16 protein-coding genes are annotated in these 18,052 nt (G+C 54.8%); 7 read left to right on the top strand and 9 right to left on the bottom strand.

The genetic code is table 11. The features are described 5' to 3' along the window. The first annotated feature begins 72 nt into the window (after nt 1-72). The 5 genes from N018_RS11070 (at nt 73) to pdxH (ending at nt 6,505) form a co-directional block, all read left to right on the top strand. Nucleotides 73-2,241, top strand: a complete 2,169-nt coding sequence (locus N018_RS11070; RefSeq protein ID WP_025389585.1) for an FAD/NAD(P)-binding protein — start codon at nt 73-75, stop codon at nt 2,239-2,241. Between the two features lie 98 nt (nt 2,242-2,339). Beyond that, on the top strand, nt 2,340-3,638 hold the full coding sequence (locus N018_RS11065) for an aminotransferase family protein (RefSeq protein WP_080274816.1): 1,299 nt from the start codon (nt 2,340-2,342) through the stop codon (nt 3,636-3,638). Continuing rightward, complete coding sequence (gene pgk / locus N018_RS11060; RefSeq protein ID WP_025389583.1) at nt 3,635-4,717, top strand: phosphoglycerate kinase; 1,083 nt, start codon at nt 3,635-3,637, stop codon at nt 4,715-4,717. The genes N018_RS11065 and pgk overlap by 4 nt, the downstream gene beginning before the upstream one ends. Then, nucleotides 4,714-5,943: an MFS transporter gene (locus tag N018_RS11055; protein ID WP_024645366.1), complete on the top strand. Its 1,230-nt coding sequence runs from the start codon at nt 4,714-4,716 to the stop codon at nt 5,941-5,943. Before pgk ends, N018_RS11055 begins: the two co-directional genes overlap by 4 nt. After that, nucleotides 5,924-6,505 (top strand): pyridoxamine 5'-phosphate oxidase, encoded by a 582-nt coding sequence (gene pdxH, locus N018_RS11050; protein ID WP_025389582.1) that lies wholly within the window; start codon nt 5,924-5,926, stop codon nt 6,503-6,505. Before N018_RS11055 ends, pdxH begins: the two co-directional genes overlap by 20 nt. A gap of 231 nt (nt 6,506-6,736) precedes the next feature. Here pdxH and N018_RS11045 read toward each other — a convergent pair whose 3' ends face one another. Together N018_RS11045 and N018_RS11040 are read right to left on the bottom strand one after the other, a co-directional pair. Next, on the bottom strand, nt 6,737-7,747 hold the full coding sequence (locus N018_RS11045; protein ID WP_025389581.1) for a 2OG-Fe(II) oxygenase: 1,011 nt from the start codon (nt 7,745-7,747) through the stop codon (nt 6,737-6,739). Continuing rightward, entirely contained in the window at nt 7,747-8,754 is a 1,008-nt protein-coding gene (locus N018_RS11040; RefSeq protein WP_025389580.1) for a hypothetical protein, read from the bottom strand. Before N018_RS11040 ends, N018_RS11045 begins: the two co-directional genes overlap by 1 nt. Before the next feature lie 116 nt (nt 8,755-8,870). Between N018_RS11040 and N018_RS11035 the strand changes: the two genes are divergently transcribed. Then, nucleotides 8,871-9,719 (top strand): LysR family transcriptional regulator, encoded by an 849-nt coding sequence (locus N018_RS11035; RefSeq protein ID WP_024645370.1) that lies wholly within the window; start codon nt 8,871-8,873, stop codon nt 9,717-9,719. Nucleotides 9,720-10,213: 494 nt separating this feature from the next. Here N018_RS11035 and N018_RS11030 read toward each other — a convergent pair whose 3' ends face one another. Beyond that, nucleotides 10,214-11,077 carry an aldo/keto reductase family oxidoreductase gene (locus N018_RS11030; protein ID WP_025389579.1) on the bottom strand — a complete coding sequence of 288 codons (864 nt, stop codon included), beginning with the start codon at nt 11,075-11,077 and terminating at the stop codon, nt 10,214-10,216. A gap of 141 nt (nt 11,078-11,218) precedes the next feature. On the opposite strand from N018_RS11030, the gene N018_RS11025 reads away from it, so the two are divergent. Next, entirely contained in the window at nt 11,219-12,130 is a 912-nt protein-coding gene (locus N018_RS11025) for a LysR family transcriptional regulator (RefSeq protein WP_025389578.1), read from the top strand. A 41-nt stretch (nt 12,131-12,171) separates the two neighbouring features. On the opposite strand, the gene N018_RS11020 is transcribed toward N018_RS11025, so the two are convergent. The 6 genes from N018_RS11020 to N018_RS10995 all read right to left on the bottom strand — a co-directional run bounded on the left by N018_RS11020 (nt 12,172) and on the right by N018_RS10995 (nt 17,988). Beyond that, nucleotides 12,172-13,701 carry a sodium:solute symporter family protein gene (locus tag N018_RS11020; RefSeq protein ID WP_025389577.1) on the bottom strand — a complete coding sequence of 510 codons (1,530 nt, stop codon included), beginning with the start codon at nt 13,699-13,701 and terminating at the stop codon, nt 12,172-12,174. After that, the gene (locus N018_RS11015) at nt 13,698-13,958 is read right to left on the bottom strand and encodes a hypothetical protein (protein ID WP_024647473.1); all 261 of its coding nucleotides are present in this window, start codon (nt 13,956-13,958) and stop codon (nt 13,698-13,700) included. The genes N018_RS11020 and N018_RS11015 overlap by 4 nt, the downstream gene beginning before the upstream one ends. Before the next feature lie 118 nt (nt 13,959-14,076). Next, a complete protein-coding gene (locus N018_RS11010) occupies nt 14,077-15,012 on the bottom strand; it encodes a choline kinase family protein (RefSeq protein ID WP_025389576.1) in 936 nt (311 codons plus the stop codon). Further along, on the bottom strand, nt 15,009-15,962 hold the full coding sequence (locus tag N018_RS11005; protein WP_025389575.1) for an aminoglycoside phosphotransferase family protein: 954 nt from the start codon (nt 15,960-15,962) through the stop codon (nt 15,009-15,011). The genes N018_RS11010 and N018_RS11005 overlap by 4 nt, the downstream gene beginning before the upstream one ends. 9 nt (nt 15,963-15,971) lie before the next feature. After that, nucleotides 15,972-17,252: a Zn-dependent hydrolase gene (locus N018_RS11000; RefSeq protein ID WP_025389574.1), complete on the bottom strand. Its 1,281-nt coding sequence runs from the start codon at nt 17,250-17,252 to the stop codon at nt 15,972-15,974. Further along, nucleotides 17,230-17,988, bottom strand: coding sequence for a DeoR/GlpR family DNA-binding transcription regulator (locus N018_RS10995; RefSeq protein ID WP_024647469.1), 759 nt, complete (start codon nt 17,986-17,988; stop codon nt 17,230-17,232). Before N018_RS10995 ends, N018_RS11000 begins: the two co-directional genes overlap by 23 nt. Nucleotides 17,989-18,052 lie beyond the last annotated feature (64 nt).

Here is an 18,052-nt window from a genome sequence, read left to right as displayed (position 1 = left end):
CTGCATCAATCACATCTTGTATATAACGTGTCTCTACCCGGCTGTCACACAGACACGCCTATGGAGTTCAACATGACGAATATCGCTATTATTGGTGGCGGGCCCAACGGCATGTATTTTCTAAATGGAATTTACAGCCTGCTCAAAAACCTTGATGGAAAAAAAATTAGTATCTCGCTGTTTGATACGTATGGAAACTTTGGTTCGGGGTGGGCACATTCGCCGAAACAAGCCAAGACCAGTATGTTGAATCGTATTGTGGGTCAGCTGTCATTCGCCCCGGACGGCACCAATATCGAGAATACGTCGCTGCCGCCCTGCCCGCGAATCACTTTCAGCGATTGGCTGCAGCGAAAATACAGAGAAACACACAACGAGCGTTACAAAAAATCGGCGGACGAATTTCCTACCCGCGAACTGTACGGTGAGTCGCTTTGCGAAATTTTTCACGAACTGGTCTCAGATCTTCATGATGCGGGGGCGGAGGTCAAGCTTTTCACCGAGAATGTAACCAGTATTAACAAGGTTGGCGACAAGCGTTATCAGGTGATTACCCAGAAACAACCGCATCCGGACGTGTTCGACCTAGTGATGCTCGCCACCGGCCACCAGGAATCCCGCGATAACTTCACGCTTGCATCGACCTTAAAGAAACATATTGAATATCACAATTTTGCCTACCCGCTGTTCGATGTCCCTGACTGGAAGGAGAAACGCATTGGCGTCATCGGGATGGGGCTCACGGCAATCGACACCCTCCTCTACTACACCGAAAACAAGGGCGGCGAATTCTACAGAGAAGGAGAGCAGCTGCGTTATCGCCGATCAGGTAACGAACCACAACGTTTGTTTGCACTTAGCCGCTCAGGTTATTTTACCTACAGCAGGCCGCATAATCTCAAGGAAGTAGACCTCGCCAAGTACGAACATAACGGCTATTTCTACACCCGCGCACTGGTGGACACGCTGCGTGAACGGCTGGGCTACCCAGCGCATAGCGAAAGCTCTTCGGAAAATCATCGCCATCAGCTGGATTTCGATGTGCACGTTTTTCCAGTCCTGATGCTGGAGCTGCAGTTGTGCTACTACCGCATATTATTTGGCCCGGAATTATTGAACGTCATGGTGGCGCAGAGCACCCCGCTGGTGGATGCCTTTGTCGCCGGACACAACCAGCACAACAGACAAAAAGAGACGGCGATTGCCTGGCTCACCAAAGCAGTAGAAAGAATCGCTCATGAAGCGGTCTTTAAAGTCAGACGCTTTCTGCATGACGGCACCGCCTCGACAATAGAAGGTATTCCGATAGAAACGCTGGTAAATCGTTATATCGAAGTGCTGTATGGTCAGCAGGCCAATCCGGAGCTGTCCACATTCGAGGCGGCGCAACATGCATTGAACGGTTCAAGCCCCTGGGGGCACAGCAGCGCACCCGAAGCACACCTGTTCAATTGGGATTTCATCGTTGATCCCATCACGCATATGGACTTTCCGATCTCCACTCCATGGCGTGAACGACTGCTGAACTTCATGAAATGGGATCGGCTGCAGTCCGAACAAGGCAATCTGGACAATCCTTATAAGGGGGCCTGTGATGATGTATTTCGCGACCTGCGTCAAACGGTGGTCTATGCGGTGGATTTCGGGGGCATTACACCCGCTTCCTACAACAGAATGCTGAAAGATTTTTACGCTGTGCATAACCGGGCAGCAAACGGCAATTGCATTGAACTGATGGAGAAAATCGAAGCCCTGATTGCGGCCGATGTTATTGATGTCACTTATGCCAAAGCCAATATTCAGATTGATAATGACGTTGTGTGGCTGCACAGCCTGAGCGATCCAGGGGAGTTCACCACGCTTGATGTGATGATCGACGCCAAGCTTCATAATTTCGATATCAAAAAAGCCAAAAACCATCTTTTTTCCAATCTGGTGGAGCAAGGTATCGCGTCTTATTGGGTCCATAAGGACTGCTACGGCGTTGATACTTCCCTGTCGGGCTTCAACATCACTCGGGAATTTCAGTTCATCAATTCGCAAGGCAAAAAAGAACGGGTGTTCTGCGTGGGCCAGCCGTCCGAAGGCATCATGTTTTTCCAGAATGGCTCGATCAGACCCAATGTCAATCATCACGTTGCCAACGATATTCTGTCTTGCCTGAATGCAGTCAACAGAGAGTTACTGGAACTTACCATCAGCGCACCGAAGAATAAAGAGTCATCGCTGACCTTACCTTAAAGTACGGCCAGGGCGCTCAGTGAGACTGAGCGCCTGGACGTTCGCCGTCGCATCGACGGACACCCTCATTTTGAGCCTAATTTATTGCGAGACTGAATATGTACATGTATCCATTCTTAGACTACCAGGCGGACGTCCCTAAAGTCGTATCGGGTCAAGGTATCTGGCTTTTCGACGAACAGGGCAAAGGCTACATCGACGCCTCTTCCGGCCCAATGACTGTCAATCTGGGACATTGTCATCCTGCGGTTATCAGCGCCATGCAGCGTCAGGTTGAACGCCTGCATTTTGCCTACCGCTTACACTTCCGAAGTGATGAAGCTGAACAGTTGTCTACCCGACTAATCGAGCTCTCAAACGATAATAAAGGTTATGCCTTCTTTTTAAACGGTGGCTCCGAAGCGTCCGAAGCCGCTTATCGTATAGCGCTGGATCACTATCGCTATCAAGGCAAAGAACAAAAAAATGTGGCACTGGGCCGACGTATTACCAATCACGGCAATACCATTCAGTCATTGGGTTACGGTGATGACAGGGCCCGAAAGGTCAATCTGCTGGGTAGCGCCATTGACCCGGAAATCAGCGAAGTAAAACTCCCGCCCTGCTATTGCCTCCATTGCCCAATGGGCAAAGCTCCGCAAAACTGCCAGTTGGAATGCGTAACCGAATCCTTGGACGTCATTGATCGCTTCGGAGCTGATCGTATCGCCTGTGTTTTCATAGAACCTGTTACAGCGTCTTCTGGCGGAGCGCTGGTTCCCCACGAACGATACATGAGTGAGCTGAAGGCAGGCCTCGCAGAGCGCGACATCCTGCTGATTGCCGACGAAATCGTCACAGGGCTCGGGCGCACGGGTGAATGGTTCAACATGAAAACATGGGGGACGGAGGCCGATATCACGATTATCGGAAAGGGGCTGGGTGCCGGGTTTACACCCATATCGGGTTTGCTGGTTTCGCGCGATATCGGACAACGACTGGCCAGCCACAATCCACCCCATTTCATCGGGCATACCTACTCCGGAAATCCACTGTCGACGGGTATTGCACTGTCCGTGCTGAACACGGTTGAGCACGAGGTAGGGTTACAGGCGATCAGAAGTAAAGGTCTGTACTTCAGGGAGACACTTATAGAAAGACTGAACACGCTACCCTGCATTGCAGACATCCGTGGCCAAGGGCTTCTGTGGGCAGTAGAAACGACCCTGGACAGGAGCCTAGCGCAGAAGTTTATCCATTGCGGTCATGAACACGGCATCAACCTGTACGCTTGTCGCTCTTCGGGTAAGGACGGGAACGCATTGACGTTTCTGTTTACTCCGCCTTTTATCATCACTGAAGACGAGATTGATGAACTGGTTGACCGATTCAGAAAAGTGTTCGATCACGCGCTATGAATACACAACCTGTCCTCATCTACAGCGCTGGCATCAATATCAATCAGGGGGTGCAGGAGCACCCCAGGATTGATGAAGAAGTTTCGTCACTGATGCCGCTGCTCGCGACTGAACAGCGGATCATCATCCTGAATCACCAGGGCGACTTCAAAAAAGGTACAGCGCAGCAGACCCCTTGGCTCGCAACGCTGCTGGCACATAGGCTGGGTCGGCAAGTGGCCTATCTGGAAGATTGTGTGGGTCCGGTGTCACTTGAATATGCGCGCCGCATGGCACCCGGCTCAATAGCCTTGTTCGGCAACACTCGCCTTTACCCACAAGAACAAAAGAACGACAGAGATTTTGCACAACAGCTGTCAGCGCCGGGAGACCATCTGGTGATCGGCGGCTTTTGTAAGCTGCACCGCAAAAATGCGTCCAATGACGCGATAAAAGAGTTTCTGCCTTGGCAGTACTCGCAGGGAGTGAGTAGCCAGCTTCACACCCTCCAGCACCTGTATGAAACGCTTTACGCGCATCGACGAACTGTCCTGCTGCTGGGTGGCAATAAAATAGAAAAAGTCGACTTTTTAGGTGCACATCAGGGGCGCCTGAATGTACATGCGATTATTGTGGGGGGCGCGGTGTTGAATAGTGTGCTCAACACACTGGGCTTTCCGATAGGTCGTTCGGTTCACTACCCATTGGAGCTTACCCAAGAGGTGTTGCGCAAGATTCATTTGCCTGAGGTGTTGTTGGTCGAGGATCACAGTGGAGCCGTCGTACCTCGCCACTTTCTGGGCGTGAAGGCAGATGACAGCATTATCGACTTCATTGTTGATGCGCGTATTTTCAACGAGGTCGAGCTCGCGCCGGATACGTTTTCATTTTTCGCGGCAGGCCCTCTCAGCACCCCGGCGAGTCAGTATTCCCATGAGTGTTACCACCGGCTTGAGCAAGCTGGCGTGAATGGATTATTCATGGGCGGAGATACGCTTACCGAGGTAAGGACCTTTTCCAACTGCTCCTCGGGGGGCGGAGCAGCCCTGGCGTTTTTCTCCTCAGCAAATGCACTTCCGTCATACGGAGAGCCTTCATGAGAAAACCATCGATTCTCTCCGGCAGTTTGATGCAAGTCCACAGGCATTGTGCTCAGGAGCTTCTCGGGACGCTGCTGGTTCGTCTGGTTTATTTTATCGCTTACCCGTATATGGTCATTGTCTTCGAACAGCAGTTCTCACTTAATCAGCTTGAGTCTGGCGCACTGTTATTCACTGCCACCCTCTCCGCGTTCTTTGCCACGCAACTTGCTGGGCATGCGATAGATGCGGGTAACCTGAGGCGCACGCTGGTCGCCTCAAGCCTCGTTCTGGGGTCAGCTATTGCCATGCTCATGACGCCTTATCTGGCCGTTGTCGTGACCGGGCTCATAGGGCTTACGATTTCCACCCGAACACTGGAGATGGGGTTCAAGGTTAATCTCAGCGATCGCGCGCCGGGCGAAGTTATCGAAATGGCGCACAGCGCTCGCTACTATTATGTAAACATCGGGGGGGCAATTGCACCGGCGCTGGTAGCACTGGCAGGCATACATAACCGGGATTTTCTGCTTTACGGTTGCCTGGCCTGCACATTGATCATTGCACTTTATGCCTTACTGAATACTTTTTCGGCTGGGCAGAAAAAACGGAACATTGTACTGACTGCAGGGCTCAGGATCATTTTTCAGGATAAGAATTTTCTCGCATTGTGTGCCTTCTGCGTGCTGTGTTATCTGGTCATTCACAGCAATGATATTGTCTTGTTGATGCTGTTGAACAGCCAGTTTGCCCCGCCCCAGGCAATCAGGCTTTACGCAACCATCCAGATCATCAATACGGTGATGGTCGTGTTCATGTATTTCAGCATCAATCAAGCTCTTCAGCGGTTCAATTTGAAGCAGCGAATATTTATTGCGCTGGGTTTCTTGATCCTTAGCCAGGTCATCGTGTCATCTTGCTCACTGGACTCATACGCAGCCTTGCTGCCTTATGCCATCCTGCTCAAACTGGGTGAAATAATTGTGATCTCTACCACCAATTTCGCGATGGAGATACTGACACCGGTGCGTTACAAGGGCGCTTATTTTTCTTTTTTTTATATCTACATGCTGGGCATGGCGTGCGCCCCGCTGCTGGGAGGCATATTTGTCTACGCTGACCAAGGAAACCTGTACTTTTTCCTCTTGTCGGGTGTGCTGATCTGCTGCTTTTACCTTTTCAATCGGGTCTGTGCATCAGGCAGACTCACCTACTCTGGAGCGTGTCATGACCGAACATCCAATTGAGCATTTTCACCACTGGTGGAACGAAATCAAAAGTGCCCGGACACTCAAGCATCCAGGAGCTATGTGCGTATCGACGACGGACGAAAACGGCTTTCCCAATGCTCGTTTTGTCGATCTGAAATCTGTCGATGAGCAGGGATTTGTTTTCTGCACGTTTCTGGATTCGCAAAAAGGCAGTGAACTTCAGAGTAATCCACAGGTAGCGTTGACATTCTGGTGGGAGCTTCAGGGTTATCAGGTCAGGGTCAGGGGAATCGCCAATGCCGTTCCCGAGGAAAAGGCAGAGGCGTACTGGCAGACCCGCTCCAGAAGTGCACAGCTGACAACCCTCAGTTGTCACCAGAGCCAGCCGCTTTCCTCAGAGCACGAAATGCTGGAACGATTCGAGGGTATGAAAAAGAAGCTCGCAAACAAATCCATACCAAAGCCCGAAAACTGGGGAGGATTTATCGTACGACCTGTGACGATAGAGTTTCTGACGTTCCGGGAGAATCGGCTGCACCTGCGTGAACGCTATACCAAGACCCCGCAGGGGTGGGAAAAAGATCTGCTGCAGCCATAAGAGCAGCCGCGGTAAAAGTGCACGGGGCGACTTCTACTCTTTCACCACTGCAGGTGCAGGTCTCATCCGCGATAAGGGACACACCTGCAGCCACGCCAAGCACCCCCAGATAAGTCGATGCGTAAATGGTCTCCAAACATCAGTGCCGACCCGATCAGCGTAACAGGTGGCTTCAGATACACGAGCACTGACTCCAGGACAGAACGAATATCAGCTGTAAGCCAATCAAGCTCATGGAAAGCCTTCATATGAATGATGCTCGTCTGATGCATCAAGGTCCTTGGGCAACAGATCGTCGAACGTGATGGGATCTATTCCAAGACGCTCGTACTGCTCATCTGCGCGCCTTGTCAGGTCGCGCTTCAACGTCATCCACTTGCCGAGGGTTTGTCCGATCCCGTCGTCTGAAGCAAGATGCCAGAACTCGTTGACGTCTTCAGAGGAGTAAGGATAGTGAAACGACAGGACCAGCGACATTCGACGGCCTTGCACTACCGGCTCAACGCCGTGAAACAATTTACTGCCGTGGATAAATAACGAATCGCCCACGCTGACGAGACTGGCTTTTCTGACAAGCTCACGTTGAGGCGTTTCCCTGTGAAACGTATCAACCGGACCTTCGTGATAAAGAAACTCGCCGCCCTGGAACTCGCTGGCATCTGACATCAGCATGTTCAGGACAAAACAGGTACCGTCGGTATGCCACATACCGACCTGCTGTTTTTGCTCTGGCGTATGACGCGGGTAATAATAATTAACCTGCGAGCGAGCATTGACCAGTGGATAAGGGACGAGCGGCACGCCGGCGATACGCGAGACCGCCAACAAAAATGCACGGCTATTCATCATGTCATTAATAAATTTCGAGTATCGGGTCGCCCCTCGTGTACGTTTGGTAATGATCCAGTCCCGCTCTTCCGAATAACTCTCCAAGGCCGTACACTCATGCCGCAACGCCATGATTGCCTCATCTGCCAGCCATCGACGCAGACTGGCGATGGCCGTTATCCGCTCAGGGCGGACGCCTCCCAATAGAGCGCTTTTATAACCCAGATCGGCAAGCGTTCCGGAGTTCCGTACGCAACCAGGACGAACCTGCACAAATCGATCATCCCATCCTAGCGATACCGTCTCCTCAGCGAGAGATCGCCTGGATACACGCGTAAACGTTGTTTTCAATGCCAACCGTGCCCGGCTGAAACCTTTTGCAAAAACCGGCAGCGTATAGTTATTGTTATCCATTAGAACGTCCTCCTGACGCTCTGCGTCTGATCATTGAAACGGGCGAGCTGGTAAACGACACTTCCGTCGCCGGTCAAGAACTCGTCAGTCACCGACAGCCCCTGGTACTGACGAATGGCGCGAAACTGCTCAAGGGTGTACTTCAAACAAATGTTAGTGATCAGACAACCGAGGACACCGTCGCGCCTCCCCGGCTGTAGGGTAACGGCAGCGTAAATTTCACGGCCCAGTACCGGTATTGTCAAAAGCGTTACGATATGATCGCCGATCGTTTGAACGCTCTGAAGTTGGCTAACCAACCTTGAAAAGGTAGCCATGTAGTCATTTTCGTAAAAATCAAAGATATGTTTGTTGTTACCGTCGACATAAAGTTGCATTTCCGAAACGACGTATGTTGTCCTACCTCCTAAATTTCCGAGCAGTTTGCCGATGACTTCAGGCATTTCATTACCTTCCTGAAAGCCCAGCATTGTGATCAACGTCAAGTCTTGCTGCCTGTCGATATCAGGCCGTAAAAGATGATGATAATTGGCCGCCATATAACGAAAATCATTCCCATCACTGAGCAATGGTGAAATAGCCTCTTTCATTGAAAGCTCTGAGGTTTCATTGATATCTACTGCGGTATAGAGCACCATGCCAGAATCATCAGTCCTTAAAGCACGGACCAGCTGAGAGGTCTTGACTGGCTCGGGTCCAAGCTCCACATAGTGAACTTTTTTTCCTCTAGCCAAAGCAGCCAAGTGCTCACCTAGCGCAGCGAGAGTGCGACCAAGTGAGCCCTGCCCCCCTATACCGCTACAAAGACCCTGCGTGAAAATACCTTCATGATTAAGGCGATGCATGAGTGAGAAAATCTCTTCACTAACAAGATTACTTGGTGAGCGAGTGACGCGGCCCGACTTAAGCGTTGAATATTTTTCCTCGTTCTCGACACTCCATATTTGTGCTGACTCAAACCCCTTACACCCACGCAACGCTTTAAGAACCAATTCACTGATAGACATCAATATTTTCCAAACTCCATGGAGAACAGCCGTTAAACACACAGAGTGAACCTATAGCAACGCCGATAACTTGTCGATTTGAATGATCAAAATCTGTAATTAAAAGGAATTGAATTATGGCGCGCGGATTGGATGTTGATGTATTGAGGACGTTTCATGCGGTGGCGCGACTAGGACGTTTCAAGGAGGCGGCAGGTTACGTCAACCGAAGCCCTTCTGCGGTCACGACGCAAATTCAAAAGCTTGAGGAACTGGTGGGACAACGTCTTTTCAACCGTAATAACCAACTGGTCGAACTCACTCAATTTGGTCGACGCTTACTGGCAGATACAACCGAATTCCTACTCAGTCACGACCGCCTGATGGCCTCCTTGTCGCCGCAGTTGCTTAAAGGAAAGCTCAGGCTTGGAGTACCCGACTCTTACGCAGCAAGCGTGATGACAGATCTGCTGCCGGTGTTTGTGATGAGCAACCCTTTGCTCCAACTGGAGGTGGAAGCCCGTTCGAGTTGCGAGCTGTTCAGCCTTTTCTCGCGACATCTACTGGATATTACCTTGATGGTTTCTCCGCAGCGTTTGGGCCAGGGCGAGTTGATCTGGACAACCTCACCTTGCTGGGTAGCGTCACGGGAGTTCAAATATGATCCTGACATGCCCTTGCCAATAGCAGTACAGCTCCAAGGCTGCCCCTATCGTGACGCCGCGATCAATGCCCTCCGGGAAGCAGGACTGCCCCATCGGATTCTGCTCGAAAGTGCAAGTTCTCCTGCGGTTGAAGCCACTGTCCGTAGCGGCATGGCCGTCGGGCTGATGGAAACCGGCATGCTGAGCGACGCCCTGACCGCGAACATCGAAGGACTGACCCTACCGGTGCTGCCAAAACACTACATTTATCTCTTGAGTGATACCGACAATCCTGGAGCCATGCAGCTGCAAGGATTGCTTATACGTACTTTCAAACGCTGAGTCTTAACGTACTTTCAAGCGCCTGTTGATCCCGCCCAATAACCTTCAGCGTGGGTTAATACAGGCCTTCCTCAGCCAATTTAAGTTGATCACGCCCACCACTTCCAGCGCCGAGTGTCAGGTTGCCATTTCTCAAAACCAATATGAACGGACAGTAAATGACGGCAGATCACATGTCATCTGATAATCAGAGCGGAGACGCTTTGACTCTGAGTTTTTCCATCATCGGCCCGATAAACGCAAACTGGCGGTCTTCGAAAAGTCGGACCGCCCCATCGACCTCGTAGCGACAGGCCCAACCCACGTCAGGAGACCGTCACCGCAGCTGTGTTGGTCTAGGTTCTGTACGAAAAGTCGGCGAGCGAAGGTCAGGCAAGGCAAAAACAGGCGAGGAAGCAGAGTCTACGTGTTGTAAATGAGCATTCCGATCGGACTCGCGCACGAGCCTGTTTTTAACGCAGCATCACCGAGCGCAGCCACTTTACATACAGAGCCTAGGCCACCCTATCGAGTTCGGCCAGTAGATCAGGCTCGATGATCAGTTCGCTGGCACTGAGGTTCTCGCGCAAATGCGCGACCGAGGACGTACCGGGGATCAGCAGGATGTTCGGCGAGCGTTGCAGCAGCCAGGCCAGTGCGACACACAGCGGCGACGCTTTCATGCGGCTTGCCACGCTGGACAGGGTTTGTGACTGCAAAGGCGAAAAACCACCCAGCGGGAAGAACGGCACATAGGCAATGCCCTGCTCGTTCAGCTCGGCGATCAGCGATTCGTCAGAGCGGTGAGACAGGTTGTAATGATTCTGCACGCACACGATGTCAGCCATGCCCTGTGCCTGCTTGATCTGTTTCGCCGTGACGTTGCTCAATCCCAGATGGCGGATAAGGCCTTGCTCCTGAAGCCTGATCAGCGCGCCGAACGGTTCTTCGATGGAGCCGTCGGCGGGCGCTTGATGATCTCCCCACGCACGGAAATTGACCACATCGAGCGCTTCCAGGCCGAGGTTCTTCAGGTTGTCGTGAACAGCCCGGGTCAACTCTGCCGGACTGAATGCAGGATTCCATGAAGCATCAGAACCACGCACCGCACCGACCTTGGTCACGATCAGCAGGTCATCCGCATACGGGTGCAGTGCTTCGCGAATCAGAGTGTTGGTGACATGAGGGCCATAAAAATCTGCGGTATCAATATGATTGATGCCTTGCGCGACGGCTTCGCGCAGCACCGCAATGGCGGCCTCGGGATCCTTGGCTGGGCCGAACACACCCGGGCCGGCCAGTTGCATCGCGCCGTACCCCATGCGATTGACATGGTGGTTGCCCACCTGGAATGTGCCTGTCTTTTCTGGATTGCTCATTTCATGCGCCTTGATCCGATGTGTATGCCGCACTATAGACATTGGCCACCTGGTTGATAATCAGGTGCAATCAGCACAGGCTGTACGGCTCAGAGAACAGCCCGCACCAGACCTTCAATACAAAAAATCGAGCAGACAAGCGTGAATACAGACATTCAGGATTTGCTGGCATTTGTCGCGGTAGTCAACGCCGGAGGCTTTCGCGAGGCCGCCCGGGTCAGCGGCAAATCCGCCTCCAGTCTCAGCGATGCGATTCGCCGCCTGGAATCAAGGCTTGGCGTGCGCTTGCTCAACCGTACAACGCGCAGCGTGGCGCCTACCGAAGCCGGTGCCAAGCTGATGGAGCGCATTGTGCCCGCCCTTGGCGAAGTCGAGTCCGCGCTGGATGTGGTCAATGATTTCCGTGATCGCCCTTCCGGCACCTTGAGGCTGAACGTGCCCGTCAGCGCCGCCAGACTGGTGCTGCCGTCGATCATCACGCCCTTTCTGCAGATGTACCCTGATATCCGTCTGGAAGTGGTCACCGAAGAGAGCTTCGTCGACATGCTCGCGGCAGGCTGTGATGCGGGTATTCGTTACGATGATCGTCTCGAGCAGGACATGATCGCCGTGCCGATCGGTCCGCGCTTCCAGCGCTTTGCAACCGCCGCGTCACCCGCTTATCTGAATGTCAGAGGACGCCCCGGGCATCCACGAGACCTGCTGGGCCATGCTTGCCTGCGAGGCAAGTTCCCCAGCGGAAATCTGCCACCCTGGGAATACGAGCGTGATGGAGAGGTTGTCAGGGTCGACCCGAACGGGCCATTGATTGTGAGAATCGGCGGCGCGTTTGACCTGACGGTGCAATGCGCAATGGATGGCCTGGGCGTTGTTCACCTGTTCGAAGACTGGCTGCGTCCACACCTGGACAGCGGAGCACTGGAGCCGATCCTTGAACCGTGGTGGCAACGCTTTACCGGGCCGTACCTTTATTATCACGGCAGACGCTACCTGCCCTCACCGCTGAGGGCTTTTGTGGACTTCATCAACGCCGGTCGAGACGCCAGTAGCTAACCTTGCAAACTGGCGATTCGACTGCAAGCACCCGCCCGCTGTCAGCTCATCGCCGGGACCGCGCCCAGCGAATGACGACGTGGTGCTGCCATGGCAAACAGCTCATCAACACGTCTGACTTCTTCTGTACTCGGTTTGATCAGCACCGCGCATGCCACGAAAACGCCTGCGTTGAAGATCAGACCGATGATGCCGCTGGTCAACGACCCCAGTGCCGGAATGTCGTCGGGGTAAATCGTCGTCAGCACAATCGCGATGACAATGCCGACCAGCATGCCGCCAATCGCCCCTTGCTTGTTGCCATGCCGGCTGAACACACCGAAGAACAGCGGAACGGCCAGCTGGATAATGCCCTGGTAGGAAATCTGCGCCAGCAGTTGCAGGCGTGCATAGTCGAAGGTCAGGTAGGCCAGCAGCGACGCCGCAGCGATAAATACCACCATACCGGCCTTGGCCAGAATGGTCTTTTCACGGTCACTGCGCGGTTTGTTCCAGGTCGCCAGATCATTGGCGAACTGCGTACCGCACACCTGAACACAGCCGTCGACGTGACCGATACTGGCCGCCAGGACGATCATGATCGCGACCGCCAGCAGCCACGGGCCGCCGATATCGAACAGGGACAGAAACCAGCCGTGTTGCGGATGCGCAGCGACGTTCGGATCCTGGCTGATGGCTGCGGCGAACAGCATCAGGATGCCGTAGAAACCACCCACCAGCAGGATGGTCAGCAGCGTGCCTTTCTTCACTGAACGCACACCGCTGGCGGTATAGATACGCTGAAAACTCATGGGCCAGCACATCGAACCGATCACACCCGTGAAGATCAGGCTGAACATGTACATCGGACCATACGTACTGCCCGCGCCGCCAGGAATGACCAGCATGCTGGCCGGCAGTTGCGACAGATTCGAGAATGAAGCCTGAGCACCGAACAGCAAAAAGATGCACAACGCAGCGCACAGTACGTAAGCGATCAGCCCCTGATACATGTCGGTCATGATCAGCCCGCGCATGCCCATGCTGACCGTCCAGTATTGGCGGATCAGAATGACGGCGACCCCGACCAACAGGCAGGTGGTCACACCCCAACGGCCGAAGCTGGCGAACTGGAATAGCGTGGCCAGCGCCTGAATGCCCATCACCACCCAGGGAAACACCGAGATGATGCCGATGATCGACGCAATGCGTTTGACCACCGGACTGTTGAAGCGCATGCCCAGCAAGTCAGGTTGAGTGGTCAGATTGAAGCGCTTGCCCCAGGTCCAGGCCCGGTTGGCCATCAGGTACATCGCGGTCACACCGAGCGTGGCGTACACCATGCCGTAAAACCCCAACGCTCCGCCGACCGACAAGGCAAAGAATGCCGTAAAGGTTGCGCCCGGCCACCAGGAGTTGGTGTAGCACATGGCAATGAACCAAGGGCCGTAGGAACGCCCGCCCACCGCATAGTCGGAAAAGCTGTCGCTTTTGCGGTTGGTCGCATACAGCACCGCAATCATGCCCGCGAGAAAGACGCCGATCAGGCCGAAGGTCATGTAAAGATCGGAAACACTCGTTGTGCTGATCATTGCGCGCCCCCTTCATCAGGAATTTCGCCGAGTAGAGACTCGACGACATACAGCACCCACAGGCCCAGGCCCATCAGCACCGCAATCAGAATCCAGTAAAAGATCGGCAACGGGATGCCGAGCACCATGACGGCACTGCCGCTGACCTGGAGATAGAACGGCGGAAACAGCGCCATCATCAATAGCGCGAAGAAATAAACGCCGAAGACCAGGCTTTTCAGGCGGCCGGGCTGTGCGGTGGACGGAATGGTACTCATCGGGTGCTCCTTGAATTTCAGAATCGGGCGGTGAAGTGACCGGATAAAACTCAAGCAGTGAAAGGAATGTGCGGTGAGCCGCTACGTTTTTCTTATTGGATGTCTGGCGGTGGCGGGGTCAGGCTTGCCTCAGCCAGGTTTCCCATTGTGAATCGTTGATGATGCTGCGCGCGCGCATGTGCTTCCAGGCGCCGTATTTATAGAAATCGAAATCCAGTTGCGAGACGGCGTGCTGAACCATCGCCCAGGTTGACCACTTGATATCTGCCAACGCCTTGTTCAGTTTGATGCGCGCCACGGTCTGCGCACTGACGTGGCCGAAATAATCTTCGATCAACGCCAGCTCCATGTCATCACTGAAAAACATTTCGCCGAACCACAATGCCAGCTCGTAATGCCGGTCGTTGTTGGAGGCGTACTCAAAGTCCACCAGTCGAATCTGCTGCTGGGCATTGAGCATGAAATTGCCCGCCAGCGTGTCGTTCATGCACGGAGCAAGATCAATGCCGGAGGCTTCCAGCGCCTGCCTTGCACGCTGGTACTGCAGGCACAACCAGGCATCATCCTGAGGTTTCACGCCGTTGAGTTCAGCCACCTGACGCTGATGTTCGGCGATCATGTCGAACACGGTCTTGGTCTGCTTGAGCAAGGGTTGATCGTTGAACGCCTTGAGCCCGTGCAGCGCGCCATGGCGGATGTCGCGTTGCAGAAAATCATGATTGGAAGACGCTCGCCAGCCTTCCATGAATTCGAATACCTCGACGCCGTACGCTTCAAGGAAGGCAAATACCGGCGCGCCGTAGCCGGTCTGCGCCGCTTTCACGCTCGCTTCGTGCGCCGTCTGGCGATCAATGAACATTTCCGTACCGACACCCGGCACCTTGAAGAAATACGCCGTATCGGCACCTTCGACCTCGACTCGCCAGTTGGTGTTGGAGATACCGCCGCTTACCGGCTCATAAGCCACCTGACGACCCTGCCAGCCATCGATGCTGCGCACCGCCGCTTCAAGCTGTCGCTCCTGGCTGCTGACCGATTGCCCTAACGTTTTCATGATCTGCCCTCCTGAACCTGACGTAACCAACGTTCCAGCCTCGGGTCCTGGATGCTCTGACGGCAGCGCAACAGGGTCCATTGCCCGACCTTGGAAAACTCCAGTGGCCGCAAGGACGTACTGCCTGCCCAGAATCCCCACAGCGTCCAGTACCAGTCATTGATCAGCGCATACAGCCGGCAAACGGCATAGTCGACTTCGCGGCATTGCCCGGCCCAGGCGCTGATACCTTCACGCCACTCATGCTCGAACGAATACAACTCGTTGAGGGTGATTGCCACGTCGTACCACGGGTCCATGCAGCCACCGTAGTCGAAATCGATCAGGTGCAGGTCCCCGCTGTCAGACACCATCACGTTGCTCGCCACACCGTCACCGTGCAGCGGCCGCCGCTGCACCGGGTGCGCCTGCAATGCCTGCCAGGCCATATCGATGCAGCGATCGATCCAGTGATGCTCATCCGGCAACAACACGTTGTCGCGCGCACACAAGTCGCGAAGACGCTGAATGTCCGCCATCGGCGAGCGCACGACGTCAGGTACCGGTCCTGCATGAACCTGCCTTTTGAGTGCCCACAACGCGTCAAGTCTTCCCGGTGCGAGCAGATCATCCAGTCGGGCAGCGCGCCATTGCGGACCCAGGTCCTCGAACATCAGCACACCATTCTGCCTGTCGCAGCTCAACAAGCGTGGCCCTGCACCGCTGAGGCCCGCGCACTCGCTGGCCTGTGCCGCAGACTCGATATCGATAACCGATGCCATGTCGGCATGCAGCACTTTTGCGTAACAGCGGTGCCCGCCAAAAGACACGCGAAAACCTGCCCATTCGGTCGCCAGCCGCGATGGCGACGCCACACCTTGGCTGACTGACTCGATCCGGGGATCTGCGTCGACTCCGTAGCGTGCCAGCGCGTCGATCATGCGTATGGTGAGGTTTTCTGCAGATGACATGGTCAGCCCTCAGCGAAACGCAGCGGATGAGGTACAGGCGCGATACAGCAGCCCGGTCAACATGCGCAAACCGTTGTGCATGTCATGGTCGCTGGTGTATTCGGCCTCGTTGTGTGAAACGCCATTGCTGCTGGGGATGAACAGCAGGCACACCGGATAGCGGCTGTTCATGCTGATTGCATCGTGCCCCGCCACGGTGGTGCTGTCGGTGGTCGGCAAGCCCAGCTCGGCCCCCACGGCATGCGCCAGCTCGGCAAAGCCCTGATGCAGGCTTGCAGGCGAACGCAGCACGCTGCTTTCCACTTCGAACCCAGTCAGGGTCTGCTCGGCGATGCGGTGCAATGTCACGTCCAGCCGCTCGCTGGCCGCGCTCAGCAGGTCGATGTCGCGGGAGCGGTATTCGATCAACAGCGACACTTTGGAAGGCACGACGTTGGGCGAGTTGGGATAGACCTCGATACGCCCGACCGAACTGTGCATCTGCAAACCCTGTTGATCGGCTTCAGCGCGCACCGCGGTGATCGCATGCGCAGCGGCCAGCAGCGCATCCCGGCGTGCGGCCATGGGCGTAGGGCCAGTGTGATTCTGCTCGCCATCGAAGCGTACCCGGCGCTTCAACGCAGCCCAGGTTTCACGCACCACACCAATCGCCATCTGGTTGCTTTCCAGCCCTGCGCCCTGCTCGACGTGGATCTCGGCATAACCGGCGATGTTCAGATCGACCTGGTCTTCGCCGAGGTAACCAATGGCCTGCAACGCATCCTTCAGACAAATACCGTCGCCGTCGCGGCTTTCCCAGGCTTTTTCCAAAGCCAGTGCCCCGGTGAAAAACCCGCTGCCGATCAGGCTCGGCTGAAAACGCGCGCCCTCCTCGTTGGTCCAGTTGACCACCGCCAGATTGCACGCTGGCGTCTCACCTCGCTCGCGCAACTGCCGCGCCAGACTGGACACCGCCACGGCACCGGCAAGAACACCATAAACCCCGTCGAAACGACCGGCGCTCGGCTGGCTGTCCAGGTGCGAGCCGCAGAGTAACCAGGGCGCATCGGGATCAAAGCTCATAAGGCCGAACATGTTTCCGACTGCATCGACGCGCACTTCAAAATCATGTGCCTTGAGCCAGTCACGAAACAGGTCGCGCACCCGGCCGTCTTCGGCCGACGCAGCCAGCCGGTGCAGACCTCCGGCGGGCGTCGCGCCAATGGCCGAGGTGTGCTCGAACAGGCGGTCGAATTCGGCCAGATCTTCTGCACCGGGTTCGATCAGTTCAGGCGTAGAGCGTGTCGACATGGTCTTTCTCCAGGCGTGTCACGAACTCGTCGGATAATGCTCGATTGGTGACCAGGGTTGTGATCGCAGCAAACGGCAACGTATTAATGAAGGTGCGATGGCCAAACTTGCCATCGTCGGCAAGGATCACACTGCGCGCGCAATGCCTGACCAGCGTCCTGCGCAACATCGCTTCGGGCTCCTGGTAATCCATCAGTCCAAGGTCGAGATCGATGCCGCCAATCCCCATGAAGGCAATGTCGTAGTGAAACTGCCTGGCAAATTCCAGCGTGTGCGGCCCGATCAAGGCGTTGTCCGCGCGCCGCACATCGCCGGGCGCGACCAGCACCTGATTGTCACTCTGGTGCGAGATGAGCTGGGCGATGTCCAGTGAGTTGGTAATGATCTTCAACTGGCTGAAGGTGGTCAGTTGCTGGGCCAGCGCCAAGGTCGAAGTACCTGTATCGAGAAAGATCGCCATGCCTTCAGTCACCAGCCGGGCAGCGCAAGCAGCGATGCCCGCCTTGGCCCTCGGTTTGAGGCGGCTGCGTTCCTGCAAGGGCAACTCTTCACTGGACCTGGGCAGGATGGCACCGCCATGAATCCGCCTTAACCGGCCCTCTTCCTCCAGAAACTTGAAGTCCCGGCGTATGGTTTCCTCGGACACGAACAGCAGTTGCGCGAGGTCAGACGCCTTGACGCGCTGTTGCTGAGCGAGCAGGCGCATGATTTCTTCCAGTCGAGGCTGATTGAGCATGCTCGTGACATTCCTTTGCGAGGTGTGGATTCCGGTATCCAGGGCGACTGGCTCACGCCCGAAA

This window comes from Pseudomonas syringae CC1557 (genome assembly GCF_000452705.1).
GTDB classification, from domain to species: Bacteria; Pseudomonadota; Gammaproteobacteria; order Pseudomonadales; family Pseudomonadaceae; genus Aquipseudomonas; species Aquipseudomonas syringae_F.
The sequence above is the reverse complement of the archived record's forward strand: the minus strand, read 5'-3'. Positions and strand labels throughout refer to the sequence as shown.

Bases quoted from the DNA above. Each gene is read 5' to 3' on its own strand.
- N018_RS11070 (WP_025389585.1), top strand. From the start codon at position 73: ATGACGAATATCGCTATTATTGGTGGCGGGCCCAACGGCATGTATTTT.
- N018_RS11065 (WP_080274816.1), top strand. From the start codon at position 2,340: ATGTACATGTATCCATTCTTAGACTACCAGGCGGACGTCCCTAAAGTC.
- pgk (WP_025389583.1), top strand. From the start codon at position 3,635: ATGAATACACAACCTGTCCTCATCTACAGCGCTGGCATCAATATCAAT.
- N018_RS11055 (WP_024645366.1), top strand. From the start codon at position 4,714: ATGAGAAAACCATCGATTCTCTCCGGCAGTTTGATGCAAGTCCACAGG.
- pdxH (WP_025389582.1), top strand. From the start codon at position 5,924: ATGACCGAACATCCAATTGAGCATTTTCACCACTGGTGGAACGAAATC.
- N018_RS11045 (WP_025389581.1), bottom strand. From the start codon at position 7,747: ATGGATAACAATAACTATACGCTGCCGGTTTTTGCAAAAGGTTTCAGC.
- N018_RS11040 (WP_025389580.1), bottom strand. From the start codon at position 8,754: ATGTCTATCAGTGAATTGGTTCTTAAAGCGTTGCGTGGGTGTAAGGGG.
- N018_RS11035 (WP_024645370.1), top strand. From the start codon at position 8,871: ATGGCGCGCGGATTGGATGTTGATGTATTGAGGACGTTTCATGCGGTG.
- N018_RS11030 (WP_025389579.1), bottom strand. From the start codon at position 11,077: ATGAGCAATCCAGAAAAGACAGGCACATTCCAGGTGGGCAACCACCAT.
- N018_RS11020 (WP_025389577.1), bottom strand. From the start codon at position 13,701: ATGATCAGCACAACGAGTGTTTCCGATCTTTACATGACCTTCGGCCTG.
- N018_RS11015 (WP_024647473.1), bottom strand. From the start codon at position 13,958: ATGAGTACCATTCCGTCCACCGCACAGCCCGGCCGCCTGAAAAGCCTG.
- N018_RS11010 (WP_025389576.1), bottom strand. From the start codon at position 15,012: ATGAAAACGTTAGGGCAATCGGTCAGCAGCCAGGAGCGACAGCTTGAA.
- N018_RS11005 (WP_025389575.1), bottom strand. From the start codon at position 15,962: ATGTCATCTGCAGAAAACCTCACCATACGCATGATCGACGCGCTGGCA.
- N018_RS11000 (WP_025389574.1), bottom strand. From the start codon at position 17,252: ATGTCGACACGCTCTACGCCTGAACTGATCGAACCCGGTGCAGAAGAT.
- N018_RS10995 (WP_024647469.1), bottom strand. From the start codon at position 17,988: ATGCTCAATCAGCCTCGACTGGAAGAAATCATGCGCCTGCTCGCTCAG.